Annotated in this window: 17 protein-coding genes; 13 read left to right on the forward strand and 4 right to left on the reverse strand. The window is 69.1% G+C overall.

Translation table 11 applies throughout. From position 1 onward, the window contains the following. Positions 1–12 precede the first annotated feature (12 nt). Positions 13–597: an isopentenyl-diphosphate Delta-isomerase gene (gene idi, locus IO39_RS01915; RefSeq protein WP_043614954.1), complete on the forward strand. Its 585-nt coding sequence runs from the start codon at positions 13–15 to the stop codon at positions 595–597. A gap of 111 nt (positions 598–708) precedes the next feature. Here idi and IO39_RS01920 read toward each other — a convergent pair whose 3' ends face one another. After that, the gene (locus IO39_RS01920) at positions 709–1,788 is read right to left on the reverse strand and encodes an inositol-3-phosphate synthase (RefSeq protein WP_043614958.1); all 1,080 of its coding nucleotides are present in this window, start codon (positions 1,786–1,788) and stop codon (positions 709–711) included. A 13-nt stretch (positions 1,789–1,801) separates the two neighbouring features. Next, positions 1,802–2,395: a PadR family transcriptional regulator gene (locus IO39_RS01925; RefSeq protein WP_043614961.1), complete on the reverse strand. Its 594-nt coding sequence runs from the start codon at positions 2,393–2,395 to the stop codon at positions 1,802–1,804. Between the two features lie 133 nt (positions 2,396–2,528). On the opposite strand from IO39_RS01925, the gene IO39_RS01930 reads away from it, so the two are divergent. The 4 genes from IO39_RS01930 (at position 2,529) to IO39_RS01945 (ending at position 8,119) form a co-directional block, all read left to right on the forward strand. Beyond that, the gene (locus IO39_RS01930) at positions 2,529–2,915 is read left to right on the forward strand and encodes a DUF5318 family protein (protein ID WP_043614964.1); all 387 of its coding nucleotides are present in this window, start codon (positions 2,529–2,531) and stop codon (positions 2,913–2,915) included. Positions 2,916–3,144: 229 nt separating this feature from the next. Next, entirely contained in the window at positions 3,145–5,727 is a 2,583-nt protein-coding gene (locus tag IO39_RS01935; RefSeq protein WP_052422342.1) for a transglycosylase domain-containing protein, read from the forward strand. Continuing rightward, on the forward strand, positions 5,724–7,058 hold the full coding sequence (locus tag IO39_RS01940) for a glycosyltransferase family 87 protein (protein WP_043614966.1): 1,335 nt from the start codon (positions 5,724–5,726) through the stop codon (positions 7,056–7,058). Before IO39_RS01935 ends, IO39_RS01940 begins: the two co-directional genes overlap by 4 nt. Then, positions 7,055–8,119 (forward strand): mannosyltransferase family protein, encoded by a 1,065-nt coding sequence (locus IO39_RS01945; RefSeq protein ID WP_043614968.1) that lies wholly within the window; start codon positions 7,055–7,057, stop codon positions 8,117–8,119. Before IO39_RS01940 ends, IO39_RS01945 begins: the two co-directional genes overlap by 4 nt. A gap of 99 nt (positions 8,120–8,218) precedes the next feature. Here the strand turns inward: IO39_RS01945 and IO39_RS01950 are convergent, their stop codons facing one another. Continuing rightward, the gene (locus IO39_RS01950; protein WP_211266863.1) at positions 8,219–8,962 is read right to left on the reverse strand and encodes a deoxyribonuclease IV; all 744 of its coding nucleotides are present in this window, start codon (positions 8,960–8,962) and stop codon (positions 8,219–8,221) included. Positions 8,963–9,039: 77 nt separating this feature from the next. On the opposite strand from IO39_RS01950, the gene IO39_RS55860 reads away from it, so the two are divergent. Continuing rightward, a complete protein-coding gene (locus tag IO39_RS55860) occupies positions 9,040–9,216 on the forward strand; it encodes a hypothetical protein (RefSeq protein WP_169789008.1) in 177 nt (58 codons plus the stop codon). 109 nt (positions 9,217–9,325) lie between these two features. Here IO39_RS55860 and IO39_RS01955 read toward each other — a convergent pair whose 3' ends face one another. Then, positions 9,326–9,634 (reverse strand): hypothetical protein, encoded by a 309-nt coding sequence (locus tag IO39_RS01955; RefSeq protein ID WP_043614971.1) that lies wholly within the window; start codon positions 9,632–9,634, stop codon positions 9,326–9,328. Between the two features lie 202 nt (positions 9,635–9,836). Here IO39_RS01955 and rpsF point away from each other — a divergent pair, with 202 nt between their 5' ends. The 7 genes from rpsF (at position 9,837) to IO39_RS01990 (ending at position 14,602) form a co-directional block, all read left to right on the forward strand. After that, positions 9,837–10,127: a 30S ribosomal protein S6 gene (gene rpsF, locus IO39_RS01960; RefSeq protein ID WP_026214314.1), complete on the forward strand. Its 291-nt coding sequence runs from the start codon at positions 9,837–9,839 to the stop codon at positions 10,125–10,127. 79 nt (positions 10,128–10,206) lie between these two features. Continuing rightward, positions 10,207–10,764, forward strand: a complete 558-nt coding sequence (locus tag IO39_RS01965; protein WP_043614978.1) for a single-stranded DNA-binding protein — start codon at positions 10,207–10,209, stop codon at positions 10,762–10,764. A 63-nt stretch (positions 10,765–10,827) separates the two neighbouring features. Beyond that, positions 10,828–11,064 carry a 30S ribosomal protein S18 gene (rpsR, locus tag IO39_RS01970; RefSeq protein WP_020543048.1) on the forward strand — a complete coding sequence of 79 codons (237 nt, stop codon included), beginning with the start codon at positions 10,828–10,830 and terminating at the stop codon, positions 11,062–11,064. 14 nt (positions 11,065–11,078) lie between these two features. Next, the gene (rplI, locus tag IO39_RS01975) at positions 11,079–11,525 is read left to right on the forward strand and encodes a 50S ribosomal protein L9 (protein WP_043614983.1); all 447 of its coding nucleotides are present in this window, start codon (positions 11,079–11,081) and stop codon (positions 11,523–11,525) included. A 478-nt stretch (positions 11,526–12,003) separates the two neighbouring features. Continuing rightward, on the forward strand, positions 12,004–12,864 hold the full coding sequence (locus tag IO39_RS01980; RefSeq protein ID WP_043614986.1) for an ABC transporter substrate-binding protein: 861 nt from the start codon (positions 12,004–12,006) through the stop codon (positions 12,862–12,864). Next, positions 12,861–13,862, forward strand: a complete 1,002-nt coding sequence (locus IO39_RS01985; protein WP_084772113.1) for an amino acid ABC transporter permease — start codon at positions 12,861–12,863, stop codon at positions 13,860–13,862. The genes IO39_RS01980 and IO39_RS01985 overlap by 4 nt, the downstream gene beginning before the upstream one ends. Then, entirely contained in the window at positions 13,859–14,602 is a 744-nt protein-coding gene (locus IO39_RS01990; protein ID WP_043614989.1) for an amino acid ABC transporter ATP-binding protein, read from the forward strand. The genes IO39_RS01985 and IO39_RS01990 overlap by 4 nt, the downstream gene beginning before the upstream one ends. Positions 14,603–14,621 lie beyond the last annotated feature (19 nt).

Consider the following 14,621-nt stretch of genomic DNA (forward strand, 5'->3'; position numbering starts at 1 on the left):
ACGCTTCATAGCGTGACCACTGAGGAACACGTTGTGCTGGTCGATCGTGACGGCCGCGCGCTCGGCACCGCGCCGAAGACGTCGGTGCACGGCCGCGAGACCCCCCTCCATCTGGCGTTCTCCAGCTACGTCTTCGATCGCGAAGGCCGCGTGCTGCTCACCAGGAGGGCCGACCACAAGATCACCTGGCCGAGCGTCTGGACCAACAGCTGCTGCGGCCACCCTCTGCCGGGCGAGCCGGTCGACCGCGCGGTCGTGCGCCGGCTCTCCTACGAGCTGGGGATCGAGGCCGAGCGGGCCGACCTCATGCTGCCCGCCTTCTCCTACCGTGCGGTGATGGCCAACGGCATCGTCGAGCACGAGCTGTGCCCCGTCTACCGGGTCGTCGTCGACGCGTCCGTCTCGCCCAACCCCGACGAGGTGGGGGAGACGCGGTGGATGCCGTGGAAGGAGTTCGCGGAAGGGGCGCAGAACGGGCTGCTGGCGATCTCGCCGTGGTGCAGGGAGCAGGTGCCGCTGCTGACGGAGCTGGGCTCTGACCCGCTCCGCTGGCAGCCGGCCTCCTCCGACGACCTCCCCCTCGCCGCCCGGCTCTGACGAACGCCTCCGCATCACCCCGCCGATGCGAACGCCTCCGCATCACCCGCCGATGCGAAAGGCGCCGCGCCCCGGGCAGGGGCACGGCGCCGAAGGGACGGGTTCAGCCGGTCAGCGCTCGACCTCGCCCCTGATGAACTTCTCGACGTACTCCCTGGCCTCGTCGTCGGAGTACTGCTCGGGCGGCGACTTCATGAAGTAGGAGGAGGCCGACAGGATCGGCCCGCCGATGCCCCGGTCGAGGGCGATCTTGGCGGCGCGCACCGCGTCGATGATGATGCCCGCCGAGTTCGGCGAGTCCCACACCTCCAGCTTGTACTCCAGGTTCAGCGGCGTGTCACCGAACGAGCGACCCTCCAGCCGCACGTAGGCCCACTTGCGGTCGTCCAGCCACGGCACGTGGTCCGACGGCCCGATGTGCACGTCGGCCTTGCCCATCTCGTGCGGGATCTGCGAGGTGACCGACTGCGTCTTGGAGATCTTCTTCGACTGGAGCCGGGTGCGCTCCAGCATGTTCATGAAGTCCATGTTGCCGCCGAAGTTGAGCTGGTACGTGCGCAGCAGCTCGACCCCGCGGTCCTCGAACAGCTTGGCCATCACCCGGTGCGTGATCGTGGCGCCGACCTGCGACTTGATGTCGTCGCCCACGATCGGCACGCCCGCCTCGGTGAACTTCTCGGCCCACTCGGGGTCGGAGGCGATGAAGACCGGCAGCGCGTTGACGAACGCCACCTTGGCGTCGATCGCGCACTGCGCGTAGAAGCGGTCGGCCTCCTCGGACCCCACCGGCAGGTAGGACACCAGCACGTCGACCTGGTTGTCACGCAGCACCTGGACCACATCGACCGGCGCCTCGTCGGACTCCTCGATGATCTCCCGGTAGAACTCGCCAAGGCCGTCGAACGTGTGGCCCCGCTGGACGGTGACCCCCGTGGGCGGTACGTCGCAGATCTTGATCGTGTTGTTCTCGCTGGCGACGATCGCCTCGGACAGGTCGCGGCCGACCTTCTTGGCGTCCACGTCGAACGCTGCGACGAACTCGACGTCGCCGACGTGGTAGTCGCCGAACTTCACGTGCATGAGGCCCGGCACCCGTTTGTCCGGGTCTGCGTCCTTGTAGTAGTGAACGCCCTGGACCAGCGACGACGCGCAGTTGCCGACACCGACAATGGCCACGCGAACCGAACCCATCGCACTCGCTCCCTTACTCATCAGTTGACGTGGTATCTCTTTCGGGCCTCTCCTCCTGAGAGGAGGCCCGACGCTCCGTTGCGATCAGCTCGTTCAGCCAGCGCACCTCGCGCTCGACGGACTCCAGCCCATGACGTTGCAGCTCAAGGGTGTAGCTGTCGAGCCGCTCCCGCGTGCGCGCCAGCGCCGTGCGCACCGAGTCGAGCCGCTCCTCCAGCCGGCTCCGGCGACCCTCCAGGATGCGCAGGCGCACCTCGGCCTCCGTGTGACGGAAGAAGGCGAAGTGCACGCCGAAGCTCTCGTCCTCCCAGGCGGCGGGACCGGCCTGCGTGAGCAGGTCCTGCAGCCGTTCCTTGCCTTCGGCGGTCAGCTTGTAGACGATCTTCGACCTGCCGCCGACGATCGCGGACGGTGCGGGCTGCTCCTCCGCGATGAGGCCCTGGGCGAGCAGTGATCGCAGACAGGGGTACAGCGACCCGTAGGAGAACGCACGGAACATCCCCAGCAGGGCGTTGAGCCGTTTGCGCAGCTCATAGCCATGCAGCGGCGTCTCGTGCAGTGACCCGAGCACAGCCAGCTCCAAGACCCTGCCCTGTCCGCTGGCCACTGGAACCGCCCCCTCTCGCGTCGATGTATCGAGCCGATACATCCCGAGGATACGTCGGTCCGCTATATGGCTGCAATCGATGAATCTGCCAAGGCGTTGGGATGAAGCCGCAAAACGCCGTAGTCTGGCGCTCATGTGGTCACAGAGAAGGGTGGTGGATTACGGCCTTGCGAAAAGGGCGGTGGTCCGCTCCCTGCGCACGGGGCGCACCTCGCGCGGCGACGTCTGTGACGCACAGCCCTACCTCCTCCGCGCGGCCCGCCACTTCGGCGAGCCGACCGAACGCCCCTGCCCGGTCTGCGAGAAGGAGAACGTCACCAACGTGACCTACGTCTACGGGGAATCCCTCGGGCGCCATGCCGGTCAGGCAAAGGTCACGTCAGAACTCGTCGCGATGGCCCATGATTACGATGAGTTCCGGGTGTACGTTGTCGAGGTCTGCCAAGGTTGTTCCTGGAATCACCTGACGGTTTCGTACGTCCTCGGGAACGGACCGCCTGACCTCGCCGGACAAGCGTGAACATCGAGGGCGGCGAGAAACCTCACGCCCAACCGCCGTTTTGGATCCGACGACGTTGCGAGGACGTGTGAGTAACAGCATGAATGAGGGGACGGCCCGCCCGGGAAGGCGCCGACGATCCAGCTCATCCCGTTCTGTGCCCCCAGGTCCTCCACCTCAAACCGGTGATCCCAGTTGGGGGGCTCAGCCGCCGCGCCGTCCGGAGGCGGCGTACGAGCAGACCGGCGCCATGGCCGCGCAGCCGTATGACGACCCGCCGCCCACCCGGGCGCAGCAACGCGCGCAGTCGTATGAGGAGGCGCCCACCCGCGCGCAGTCTTATGACGACCCGCCGCCCACCCGGGCGCAGCTGCGCGCGCAGCGTGCCGGGCACCCGCAGGGGCCCGTTGAGCCGCGCCGCGAGCAGGCGGCGCCGCCGCGCTCCCGCGGGCGGCAGGAGACGCACGCGGTGAGCAACCAGGAGACGATCGTCAGTGACGCGCCGCGGCGCTCCCGCCGGCGCGGCTCCGGCGGCCCGCCCGAGCCGCCCGGCCCGCCGGTGAAGAAGGGCGGCGGCCGGGGCGGCTGGCGCAGGTTCGTCCCGAGCTGGAAGATCGTCGTGGCCGGGGCCGTGGTGCTCGCGGCCGGCCTGTTCGGCATGGTCATGGTCGCCTACGCCAACACCCCGGTGCCGACCTCGGCCCAGGCCGAGGCCACGGCCGAGCAGAGCACGATCTACTACCGCGACGGCAAGACCGAGATCGCCAAGCTCGGCTTCAAGCGCGAGAGCGTCGACATCAGCCAGATGGCCGAGAGCGTCAGGGACGCCGCGGTGGCCATCGAGAACAAGACGTTCTACGAGGACTCCGGCATCTCCATCTCCGGCATGATCCGGTCGGTGTGGATGACCGCGACCGGCCAGCAGCTCCAGGGCGCCTCGACCATCACCCAGCAGATGGCCCGCGGCTACTACGACGGCCTGAGCCAGGAAGTGTCCATCAAGCGGAAGGTCATGGAGATCTTCGTCGCGGTCAAGCTCGACGAGACCATGAGCAAGGACAAAATCCTCGAGACCTACCTCAACACCGTCAACTTCGGCCGCGCGTACGGCGTCGAGGCCGCCGCGAAGGCGTACTTCCCCGGCAAGAGGATCACCGCCGCGAAGCTCACCCCCGAGCAGGGCGCCTACCTCGCCGCGCGCATCCAGCAGCCGAACTGGGACCACGACGCCCCCGCGCTCAAATCCCGCTTCAACCAGGTCATCACGAACATGGCCGAGCTGTGGCCGGAGAAGTACGGCCAGCTCCCGCAGACCGCCAAGTTCCCCGCCACGAAGAAGACCATCGGCAACGACGACATGGGCGGCTTCAAGGGCTACATGGTGCGGGAGGTGCTGCGCGAGCTGGAGGCCCGTGGCCTGACCCCCGACGAGGTCAAGACCGGCGGCTACAAGATCGTCTCGACCTTCGACCGGAAGCTCATGCGCGACGCGCAGACCGCGGTCAAGAGCACGATGAAGGCGTACAACATGTCCACGGAGTTCCACGCCGGGCTGGCCGCCGTGGACCCCAAGCACGGGCGCGTGCTGGCCTTCTACGGCGGTGACGACTACCTCACCGACCCGTGGAACGAGCCCTTCCAGTCCACCAAGCAGGCGGCCTCGGCGTTCAAGCCGTACGTGCTGGCGGCCTGGCTGCAGGCGGGCTTCTCGCTCAAGAGCTACGTGCCGGGCAACGAGACCGTGCCGAAGGAGCTGCCCGGCCAGCAGGCGGGCGGCATCAAGAACAGCCACAACGTCGGCGTCGCGGTCGACGTGGTCAAGGCCACCGCGCAGTCGGTCAACACGGCGTACGTGTCGATGGCCTACGCGCTGCCGAACCAGCTCGACGACGTCAAGAACCTGGTCGAGGCGGCCGGCTTCAACCAGAAGCGTATGGAAGAGGACATCAAGGAGCACTACTACCAGTTCGCCATCGGCAGCGCGCTGGTGACGCCGGTGGAGCAGGCGGCCGGTTACTCGATCTTCGCCAACGGCGGCAAGTACACCCGCTACCACGTGGTGCTCAAGGTCGAGCAGAACGGCAAGAAGGTCTACGACGAGCAGTCCACGGCCAAGACCGTCATCTCCCCGGAGGTCGCCGCCGACGCCACGCTCGCGATGCAGGAGGTGCTCAAGTCGGGCACCGCGGCGGGCAAGGGCCTGGGCAACCGACCGGCCGCCGGCAAGACCGGCACCAACAACGACGAGAAGGAAGCCTGGTTCGTCGGCTACACGCCGCAGATCTCGACCGCGGTCGGCTTCTACCGCGAGCAGTGCGTGACCAAGACCGGCAAGGTCATCCCGCCCGAGCACTCCAACTGCCCGATCTACCGCAAGGGCAGCAAGAAGTTCGGCCCGGACAACCCCTACACCCAGCCGAGGGAGGTCTCGCTCAACTTCGAGGGCGCGGGACCGCCCACGATCGCCTGGCAGAAGTTCATGCAGCTCGCCCACGAGGGCCTGCCCGTCGAGCAGTTCCCCGACCGGGCCGACGTCGGCACCGCCGAGAACATCGTGCCGAGCCCGACGCCCACGCCCACGCCGACCCCGGAGGGCGAGGAGAACCCGTTCGGCAGCGACAACCCGTTCGACGACGGCAGCGGCGAGCAGGACTGCCTCATCGGCTGTGACGAGAACGACGCCACCGTGCCCGACGAGGACGTGAGCGTCGACGACGGCGGCGACGACACCTTCCCGACCGACCCCAACGACGTGGGGCTGGCCGGGCAGGGCTCGGCTCCCGAGCCGAGGGCCGGCACCCGGCCGAGGCCGAGCCGGCCAGAGGATCAGTGACGAGCACCGAGGCACGCGCCCCGTGGGTGGCGCGTGCCGTGCCGTACCTGCCCCTGGGGCTGATCGCGGCCCTGGGGGCGAGCCTGGCGTACGTGCTGCGGCTGCCGTGCCGCACCGGTGGCTGGAACGACCAGGTCACCGTCTACACCAACTTCTGCTACAGCGACATCTACCCCCTGTACTTCGACAGGGCGCTGTCCACCGAGAACCCCTACTTCGCCCAGGTGCCGTTCGACAAGCAGGTCGAATACCCCGTCGTGCTGGGCGAGGTCATGCAGGTGATCAGCTGGATCGCGCGGGCGCTGGATTTGGGGGCCGCCGCGCAGGCGGCCCGCTTCTACGACCTGACGGTGATCCTGCTCGGCGCCTGCCTCGTGGCCGGCGTGCTGCTGATGGCCGCGGTGGCCGGCCCGACCCGGCGCTGGGACCCGCTCTGGTACGCCATCTCGCCCGCCGTCGTGCTGGCCGCCTACATCAACTGGGACCTGGTCGCCGGCGCGCTGTCCATGGGCATGCTGCTGGCCTGGAAGCAGCGGCGGCTGGTGCTCGCCGGGGTGCTGCTGGGGCTGGCGATCGCGACCAAGTTCTACCCGCTGATGTTCGTGGGCGCGCTGTTCCTGCTCACCTGGCGTACGGGGCGATGGCGGCCGTTCCTGGTCACCATGGCCGCGGCCGCAGGCACCTGGCTCGTGGTCAACGTGCCGTTCATGATCTTCGCGTGGGAGGGCTGGCGCCGGTTCTACGTCTTCTCCCAGGAGCGCGGGGTCGACTGGGGCTCGCCCTGGCTGTTCTTCCAGAACAAGGGTTGGCCGGTGCTGGGCGAGGCCGACGTGAGCACGCTGGGCATGGTCTCGCTGGCGCTGCTGTGCCTGGGCATCGCGGTGCTGACGCTGGGCGCGCCGCGCCGGCCGCGGCTGGCGCAGATCTGCTTCCTGGCGCTGGCCGCGTTCATGATGACGAACAAGGTGTGGTCGCCGCAGTTCGTGTTGTGGCTGGTGCCGTTCGCGGTGCTGGCCAGGCCCAACTGGAAGCCGCTGGCGCTGTGGCAGCTCGCCGAGGTGTGGTACTTCGTGGCCATCTGGCTGTACCTGCTCGCGCAGCCGCCGCTCGACCGCGACGACCTGGGCATCGGTGACGACACGTACTTCACGGCCGTGTGGGGGCGGGTCATCACGATCGCCATCATGATGGCGTTCGTGGTGCGTGACATCCTGCGTCCCGACAAGGACGTGGTGCGCCGCGCCGACATCGACGACCAGGCGGGCGGCGTGTTCGACGACGCGCCCGACCGGTTCACGCTGAGGTCCCTGCTGGGGTCCCCGGCCAGATGATCACCCGCTCGGCCAGGTGGGACGCGCTGCTGCTGTGGTTCGGCTCACGGGCCGGGCTGCTGATCGCGACGCTGCTCGGCGTGAGCCTGGGCGAATATCTGGATAAGTGGCGCAAGTGGGACGCCACCCTGTTCATCACCATCGCCCAGTACGGCTACGACGGCGAGCCCGGCCGGCCGCCCGACGACGGGCTGCCGGCGTTCTTCCCCGGGCTGCCCGCGGCGCTGCGGCTGGTGCACCTCGTGGTGCCCGACTGGGCCGCGGCCGGGCTGCTGATCTCGCTGGTCTCGGGGGCGGTCGCCATGGTGGCGCTGGCCCGGCTGGCCGAGGTCGAGGGCGCCGACGGCTGGATGGCCGTGCTGGCGCTGGTGCTCTTCCCCATGGCGGTGTTCCTGGCCGCGGGCTACAGCGAGTCGCTCTTCCTGGCCTTCGCCGTGCCGGCCTGGCTGGCCGCCAGGCAGGGCAACTGGCCGTCGGCGGTGCTGCTGGCCGCGGGGGCGTCGTGCGTGCGGATCACCGGGCTGTTCCTCGCGGTGGCGCTCGTGGTGGAGTACGTCACGCGCAGGGAGCCGGTCCGGCGGGCCGGGTTGCTGGTGGTGCCGTTCGTGCCGCTGGTGGCGTACTCGATGTACCAGTACCGCAGGACCGGTGACTGGCTGGCCTGGAAGCACGCCCAGGAGGCCGGCTGGGGGCGGGACTTCGCCTGGCCGTGGGAGGCGTGGGCGACGACCTGGCGCTCGGCCCTGGGCTCCGACGACTTCGCGGTGGCGTTCCGGATGGAGATCGCCGGAGCGGTGGTGGTCGTGGCGGGGCTGGCCTGGCTGCTGGCGCTGCGCCGGTGGAGCGAGGCCGTCTACACCGGCGCGCAGGCGCTGGCGCTGATGACGTCGGCGTATTACCTGTCGATCCCGCGCTCGCTGCTGCTGTGGTTCCCGCTGTGGGTGCTGGTCGCCAGGGTCGCGACCGGACGGACGTGGGTGATCGTGTTGTACGCGCTGATCTCCGGGCCGCTCATGCTGGTCAACGCCGCCCGGTTCCTCAGCGGCGCGTGGGCGGGCTGACCGCGGTGCGGCGGCGAGCGCCTATACCCACTTTCGCGTCTCGGTAATCCAGGGAAGTTATCCACAGCCTGTGTGTATTCGGTCTGCGGGCCTTCCCGATCAGAGGTTCTTGCGCAGGAAGGCGATGTCGTCGGCCTGGCCCTCGGCGGGCGTCTCCACCACGACCGGCGCGCCGGCCGCGCGGCACACCGCCAGGATCAGCTCGGGGTCGATCTTCCCCTTGCCCAGGTTGGCGTGCCGGTCGGCGCCGGAGTCGAAGTCGTCGCGCGAGTCGTTGCAGTGCACCAGGTCGATGCGGCCGGTGATGGCCTTGACCCGGTCGACCAGGTCGATCAGCTCCTCGCCGCCGGCGTGGGCGTGGCAGGTGTCGAGGCAGAAGCCCACGTCGAACCCGTCGAGCGCCTCCCAGAGCCGGGCGATGCGCTCCAGCTTGCGGGCCATCGCGTTGCCGCCGCCCGCGGTGTTCTCGATCAGCACGGGGACGGGGCACTCCATGCGCTCGAACACCTTGCGCCAGTTGTCGAAGCCCTTCTGCGGGTCGTCGCTCTTGTTGACGTGGCCGCCGTGCACGACCAGGCCCTTCGCGCCGAGCTGCGCGGCCGCCTTCAGGTGCTGCTCCAGCAGCTTGCGGCTGGGGATCCTGATGCGGTTGTTGGTGGTCGCCACGTTGACCAGGTAGGGCGCGTGGATGTAGACGTCGACGCCCTCGACCGGCTTGGCGGGCAGCACGGGCTTGTCATAGCCCTGCGGGTCGCCGAGGAAGAACTGCACCACCTCGGCCCCGACCTCCGCGGCGCGGGCGGCGGGATCGTCCTGGTCGACATGAGCTCCGATACGCACCATGGCGTCGAGCTTAGCCGTTTGGCCGGGGGTGCTCGGGGCAGTCGGGAGGGGCCCCCTACCCCCTTGAGGAGATCCCTATGAGCCGCTGGCGCTTACGGGCGCTGATCGTGCTGGTCTACGTCATCGTGGGCATCTACGTCGCCTGGGTCTACGACTACATCACGCCGGGTCTGCTCAGGGACCTCGCGGAGGCGTTGCTCGCGGTGTTCCTGTGGTTCCTGGTGCTGCTCGGCATCGACCTGCACATCGGGTGAGCCCGCATATAGGACGGCCCCGGCGCTTCTTCCCGGGGCCGTTTGTCATGGGCGGACGTCCTCAGGGGCGGACGTCCTCAGAGCCGGGTCTCCCGGCGGGCGGGCGTCCTCACGGGTGGGGGAGGAAGCCGCCGTGGGCGATGCCGAGAGCGGCCCCCACGAACGAGCCCACGAGCCCGATGACGTTGAGCGAGCGCTGCGGCGTCGTCGCGGAGATGTACTGCGAATAGAGGCCGATGCCGAAGCCCAGCGTGCCCACCCAGGACGCGATCATGTGGGCGGAGGTCCAGAACGTCGCCACGAAGGCGACCACACCGCACACGAACGTGGCCACGGCCAGGATGTTCTCGACCGGGTGCGGGCGCCCGTCCGGGTTGAGCGTGAGCTTGAACCGCCCGCTCTCGGAAGGCTGGAGCACATGTGGCACAATCACCACCCCCTTGGGTTTCCTACAGGCCTTCCCACCTACGCACGGCTGGTAACCTGGGGCACGCTGCGTTGTGATGGATGATCCATCTCCCCGGGAGGCCGCAAGGGGCCGTCCGGGCTCAGACGTCAGCGTCCTCCTGTCACGGCAGAGTGTCGTGACCGCAAGAGTCCAGAGGAGGTTGGAGTCCCGCATGCGTCGTTACGAAGTAATGGTCATTCTGGACCCTTCGCTCGATGAGCGCACCGTCGCGCCGTCCCTCGACCAGTTCCTCACCGTGGTCCGCAACGACGGCGGCACCGTGGAGAAGGTCGACGTCTGGGGCCGTCGCCGTCTCGCCTACGACATCGACAAGAAGTCCGAAGGCATCTACGCCGTCATCGACCTGTCCGCGGAGCCCGCGACGGTCAAGGAGCTCGACCGCCAGATGAACCTCAACGAGGGCATTCTGCGCACCAAGGTCCTGCGTCCGGACGTGCACTGACCCTCCGGCTTTTGTCGGAGGAGCCCCGTACTCTGAGCCGTAACCCAAGCGAAGGCGTGCAGGAAGGCGAGCGCTAGCCATGGCAGCAGGCGACACCGTAATCACCATCGTCGGCAACCTCGTCGACGACCCGGAGCTGCGCTTCACCCCGACGGGGCAAGCGGTGGCTCGATTCCGCATCGCGTCCACTCCGCGGTTCATGGATCGACAGACCAACGAGTGGAAGGATGGCGAGAGCCTCTTTCTGACCTGCAACGTCTGGCGGCAGGCGGCGGAGAACGCCGCCGAGAGCCTCCAGCGCGGCATGCGGGTCATCGTGCAGGGGCGGCTCAAGCAGCGGTCTTACGAGACCAAGGAAGGCGAGAAGCGCACGGTCTACGAGGTCGAGGTCGACGAGGTCGGCCCGTCCCTGCGCAACGCCACCGCCAAGGTCAACCGCACCTCCCGTCAGGGTGGCGGCGGTGGCGGCTTCGGCGGCGGCCCGGCCGATGACCCGTGGGCCTCGGCGTCGCCCGCCCCGCCTCAGGGCGGCGGCTTCCAGGGCGGCGGCGGCGGTGGCGGCTACGGCGGCGGCCAGCAGGGCGGCGGCGGCTTCGGCGGCGGCGGCAACGACTTCAGCGACGAACCGCCTTTCTAACCCAGTCCGAAAAGCCCGAGTCCATTCCCGCCCTGAAGGCGGGGCTCTGAAAGGAGCACCACGATGGCAAAGCCGGCACTGCGCAAGCCCAAGAAGAAGGTTTGCCTGTTCTGCCACGACAAGATCTCCTACGTCGACTACAAGGACACGGCCCTGCTGCGGAAGTTCATCTCCGACCGTGGCAAGATCCGTGCGCGCCGGGTGACGGGCAACTGCACCCAGCACCAGCGCGACGTGGCGACCGCGATCAAGAATGCCCGTGAGGTGGCGCTGCTGCCTTACACGAGCACCGCGCGCTAAGGAGGACTGTCGATATGAAGCTCATCCTCACCAACGAGGTCTCCGGCCTCGGCGCCCCTGGCGACGTCGTCGAGGTCAAGGACGGCTACGGCCGTAACTACCTCATCCCGCGCGGCTACGCCATGCGCTGGACCCGTGGCGCCGAGAAGCAGATCGAGACCATCCGCAAGGCTCGCGACGCCCGCGAGATCCGCGACCTCGGCACCGCCAAGGAGGTCGCCGGCCAGCTCGGCGCGCTGCGCGTGCGCCTGGCGACGCGCGCGGGCGAGTCGGGCCGCCTGTTCGGCTCGATCACCACGGGCGACATCGCCGACGCGGTCAAGGCCGCCGGCGGCCTGGTCCTCGACCGCCGCCGCATCGAGATCGTCAACCCGATCAAGAGCGTCGGCTCCCACCGCGTGACCGTCAAGCTCCACCCGGAGGTCTCGGCCTCGGTGGACGTCGAGGTCGTCGCCAACTGAGGCCCCACCTGACGCCCCCGCTCCGCGCGGGGGAGGTCCATCGGAAGACCCCCGCCCAGCGCGGGGGTCTTCTTCGTTCCCGCCCGCAACACTCGTTCGCGCGGTGGGTGTGGGTCCGCGGCAGGCGTGGTCATCTGGCGGTGGGTGTGGGTCCGCGGCAGGCGTGGTCATCTGGCGGTGGGTGTGGGTCCGCGGCAGGCGTGATCACCTCGCGGTAGGTGTGGGTCCGCGGCCGGCGCGGTCAGGTCTCGTGGTTCGTGACAGTCCCGGTGTTTACGGCAGGCCCCGGTCCGCCACCCGCCGCACTTCGGCTGCGGGCCCTCCAGGAAACGGCCGCTGACCCGTCACCGGCCGGCCGCCGTTACGCGAGCCCACCTGGGCCGATTGCCGTGGTGAGAGGCACCCCGGAGCGGGATTCCCGATAGGGACGGCGTAGAATGCCGTCGATATTCTGCACGTTTTCCCCCTGGAGGCCGCCATGGCTCGCCCTTTGACGCTGCTCGCGATGGGAGCACTGGCTGTGGCAGCCGTCGCCTGCGCGCCCGTGGACGACCCGGCCGCCACGGCGGCGCCCACGACGTCCACGGCCTGCGCCAAGGAGCAGTTGCAGCTCCTGACCCCGGGCAAGCTGACGATCGGCACCGACAAGCCCGCCTACGAGCCCTGGTTCAAGGACGACGACCCGAGCAACGGGCAGGGGTTCGAGAGCGCGGTGGCCTTGGCCGTGGCCGGTGAGCTGGGCTTCGACCGCACCGAGGTGCAGTGGGCCACCGTGAAGTTCGACGCGGCGTTCGCGCCGGGCAAGAAGCAGTTCGACTTCGACGTCAACCAGGTCTCGATCACCCCTGACCGGGCCAAGGCGGTCGACTTCAGCAAGGGCTACTACACGGTCAAGCAGGCCGTCGTGGCGATCGAGGGCGGCAAGTACGCGGGGGCCAAGAGCCTGGCCGAGCTGGCGGACGCGAAGATCGGTGTGCAGGTCGGGACGACCTCGCTCGACGCGGTCAGGCAGGTCATCAAGCCCTCCGACGACCCCAACGTCTACAACGAGCAGATCGACGTCGTCAACGCGCTGAAGAACAAGCAGGTGGACGCGGTGGTCGTGGACCTGCCGACGGCGTTCTACGTGACGGCCGCGCAGGTCGACAACTCCAAGATCGTGGGCCAGTTCAGCGCGACGGGCGGCACGCCGGAGGAGTTCGGGCTGGTCATGGAGAAGGGCAGCCCGCTCAAGCCCTGCGTGGACAAGGCCGTGGAGACGCTGAAGTCCAAGGGTGAGCTGGCCAAGATCGAGCAGGCGTGGCTGGGCTCGGCGGCGGGCGCCCCCGAGCTGCGATGAGCGAGGAAGACCAGCCCGAGCGGCAGGCCGGGCCGGCTCGGTCCGAGCGGCAGGCGGAGGCGACCGAGCCCCGGCGGCGGGCCGGGTTGACCGGGTCCGAGCGACCGGGGGAGCGGCCCGAGTCCGAGTGGCGGGATGGGCCGGCCGGGTCCGAGCGGCCGGTGGAGTGGGTCAAGTCCGAGCGGCAGGCCGAGCGCGAGCGGGTGCGCAGGTCGCGCGCCCGCCGGTCGGCCTCGATCGCGACGGTCTCGACGATCGTCTTCCTCGTGCTGATCGTCTGGCTGGTGACCAACTCGCCCGGCTGGCCTCGGGTGCGGGAGACGTTCTTCGACGGGGAGCAGTTCGCCAAGGCGTTGCCGGACGTGCTGAGCGGGTTCCTGCTCAACGTCAAGAGCTTCCTCATCGCCGAGGTGCTGATCCTCGTCGTCGGCCTGCTCGTGGCGCTGGCCAGGGGCATCAAGACGCCGGCGTTCTTCCCGATCAGGGCGCTGGCCACGCTCTACACCGACGTCTTCCGCGGCGTGCCGACGATCCTGGTGATCTACCTGATCGGGTTCGGGCTGCCGGCGCTCAGGCTGCAGGGCATCCCCGGCGACCTGGCGACGCTGGGCATTATCGCGCTGACGCTCTCCTACGGCGCGTACGTGGCCGAGGTGTTCCGCTCCGGCATCGAGTCCGTGCATCCCAGCCAGGTGGCCGCGGCCCGCTCGCTGGGCCTCAGCCACGCCAAGACCATGCGCTTCGTGGTGCTGCCGCAGGCCACCCGCCGGGTGGTGCCGCCGCTGCTGAACGACTTCGTCTCGCTGCAGAAGGACACGGCGCTGGTGGCCACCATCGGGCCGCTGGAGGCGCTGCGGCAGGCGCAGATCCACGCCGCCAGCACCTTCAACTACACGCCCTACCTGGCCGCGGCGCTGCTGTTCATCCTGCTGACCATCCCGATGGCCAGGCTGACCGACCACCTGGCCGCGCGCACCCGCAGGAGGCGCGGAGCATGACCGTCCTGTCCATCGAGGGGGTGTGGAAGAACTTCCACGGCCACAGCGTGCTGCGCGGCATCGACCTGGAGGTGGCGTCGCACGAGGTGGTGAGCCTGATCGGCGCCTCCGGCTCGGGCAAGTCCACGCTCCTGCGCTGCGTCAACCTGCTGGAGACGGTGGACGACGGGGCCATCTTCCTCGACGGTGAGGAGATCACCGACGCACGGGTGAACGTCGACCAGGTGCGCAAGCGGCTGGGCATCGTCTTCCAGGCGTTCAACCTGTTCCCGCACATGACCGTGCTGGACAACATCACGCTGGCGCCCCGGCAGGTGCACGGCGTGGCCAGGGCCGAGGCGGAGCAGCAGGCGCAGGAGCTGCTGGCCAGGTTCGGGCTGGCGCAGAAGGCGCGGGCCTATCCCGACCAGCTCTCCGGCGGGCAGCAGCAGCGGGTGGCCATCATCAGGGCGCTGGCCACGCGCCCCCGGCTGATGCTGCTCGACGAGGTCACCTCGGCGCTCGACCCCCAGCTGGTCGTCGAGGTGCTGGGGATCATCAGGGAGCTCAAGGAGTCGGGGATGACGATGATCCTGACGACGCACGAGATGGGCTTCTGCCGGGACATCTCCGACACGGTGTGCTTTCTCGACGGTGGCGTGCTCGTGGAGAAGGGGCCGCCCGAGCAGATCTTCACCGAGCCGGAGCACCCCCGTACTCAGGAGTTCCTGCGCAGCGTGCTGCAGTCCGGCCGCTTCTGACCGAAGCGGCCCGCCCGCC

This window comes from Nonomuraea candida (genome assembly GCF_000725485.1).
In the GTDB taxonomy this organism is placed as follows: domain Bacteria; phylum Actinomycetota; class Actinomycetes; order Streptosporangiales; family Streptosporangiaceae; genus Nonomuraea; species Nonomuraea candida.

Coding starts and splice junctions, on each gene's coding strand:
- IO39_RS01920 (WP_043614958.1), bottom strand. CDS start 1,788: ATGGGTTCGGTTCGCGTGGCCATTGTCGGTGTCGGCAACTGCGCGTCG.
- IO39_RS01930 (WP_043614964.1), top strand. CDS start 2,529: ATGTGGTCACAGAGAAGGGTGGTGGATTACGGCCTTGCGAAAAGGGCG.
- IO39_RS01935 (WP_052422342.1), top strand. CDS start 3,145: ATGGCCGCGCAGCCGTATGACGACCCGCCGCCCACCCGGGCGCAGCAA.
- IO39_RS01945 (WP_043614968.1), top strand. CDS start 7,055: ATGATCACCCGCTCGGCCAGGTGGGACGCGCTGCTGCTGTGGTTCGGC.
- IO39_RS01950 (WP_211266863.1), bottom strand. CDS start 8,962: ATGGTGCGTATCGGAGCTCATGTCGACCAGGACGATCCCGCCGCCCGC.
- IO39_RS55860 (WP_169789008.1), top strand. CDS start 9,040: ATGAGCCGCTGGCGCTTACGGGCGCTGATCGTGCTGGTCTACGTCATC.
- rpsF (WP_026214314.1), top strand. CDS start 9,837: ATGCGTCGTTACGAAGTAATGGTCATTCTGGACCCTTCGCTCGATGAG.
- IO39_RS01965 (WP_043614978.1), top strand. CDS start 10,207: ATGGCAGCAGGCGACACCGTAATCACCATCGTCGGCAACCTCGTCGAC.
- rpsR (WP_020543048.1), top strand. CDS start 10,828: ATGGCAAAGCCGGCACTGCGCAAGCCCAAGAAGAAGGTTTGCCTGTTC.
- rplI (WP_043614983.1), top strand. CDS start 11,079: ATGAAGCTCATCCTCACCAACGAGGTCTCCGGCCTCGGCGCCCCTGGC.
- IO39_RS01980 (WP_043614986.1), top strand. CDS start 12,004: ATGGCTCGCCCTTTGACGCTGCTCGCGATGGGAGCACTGGCTGTGGCA.
- IO39_RS01985 (WP_084772113.1), top strand. CDS start 12,861: ATGAGCGAGGAAGACCAGCCCGAGCGGCAGGCCGGGCCGGCTCGGTCC.
- IO39_RS01990 (WP_043614989.1), top strand. CDS start 13,859: ATGACCGTCCTGTCCATCGAGGGGGTGTGGAAGAACTTCCACGGCCAC.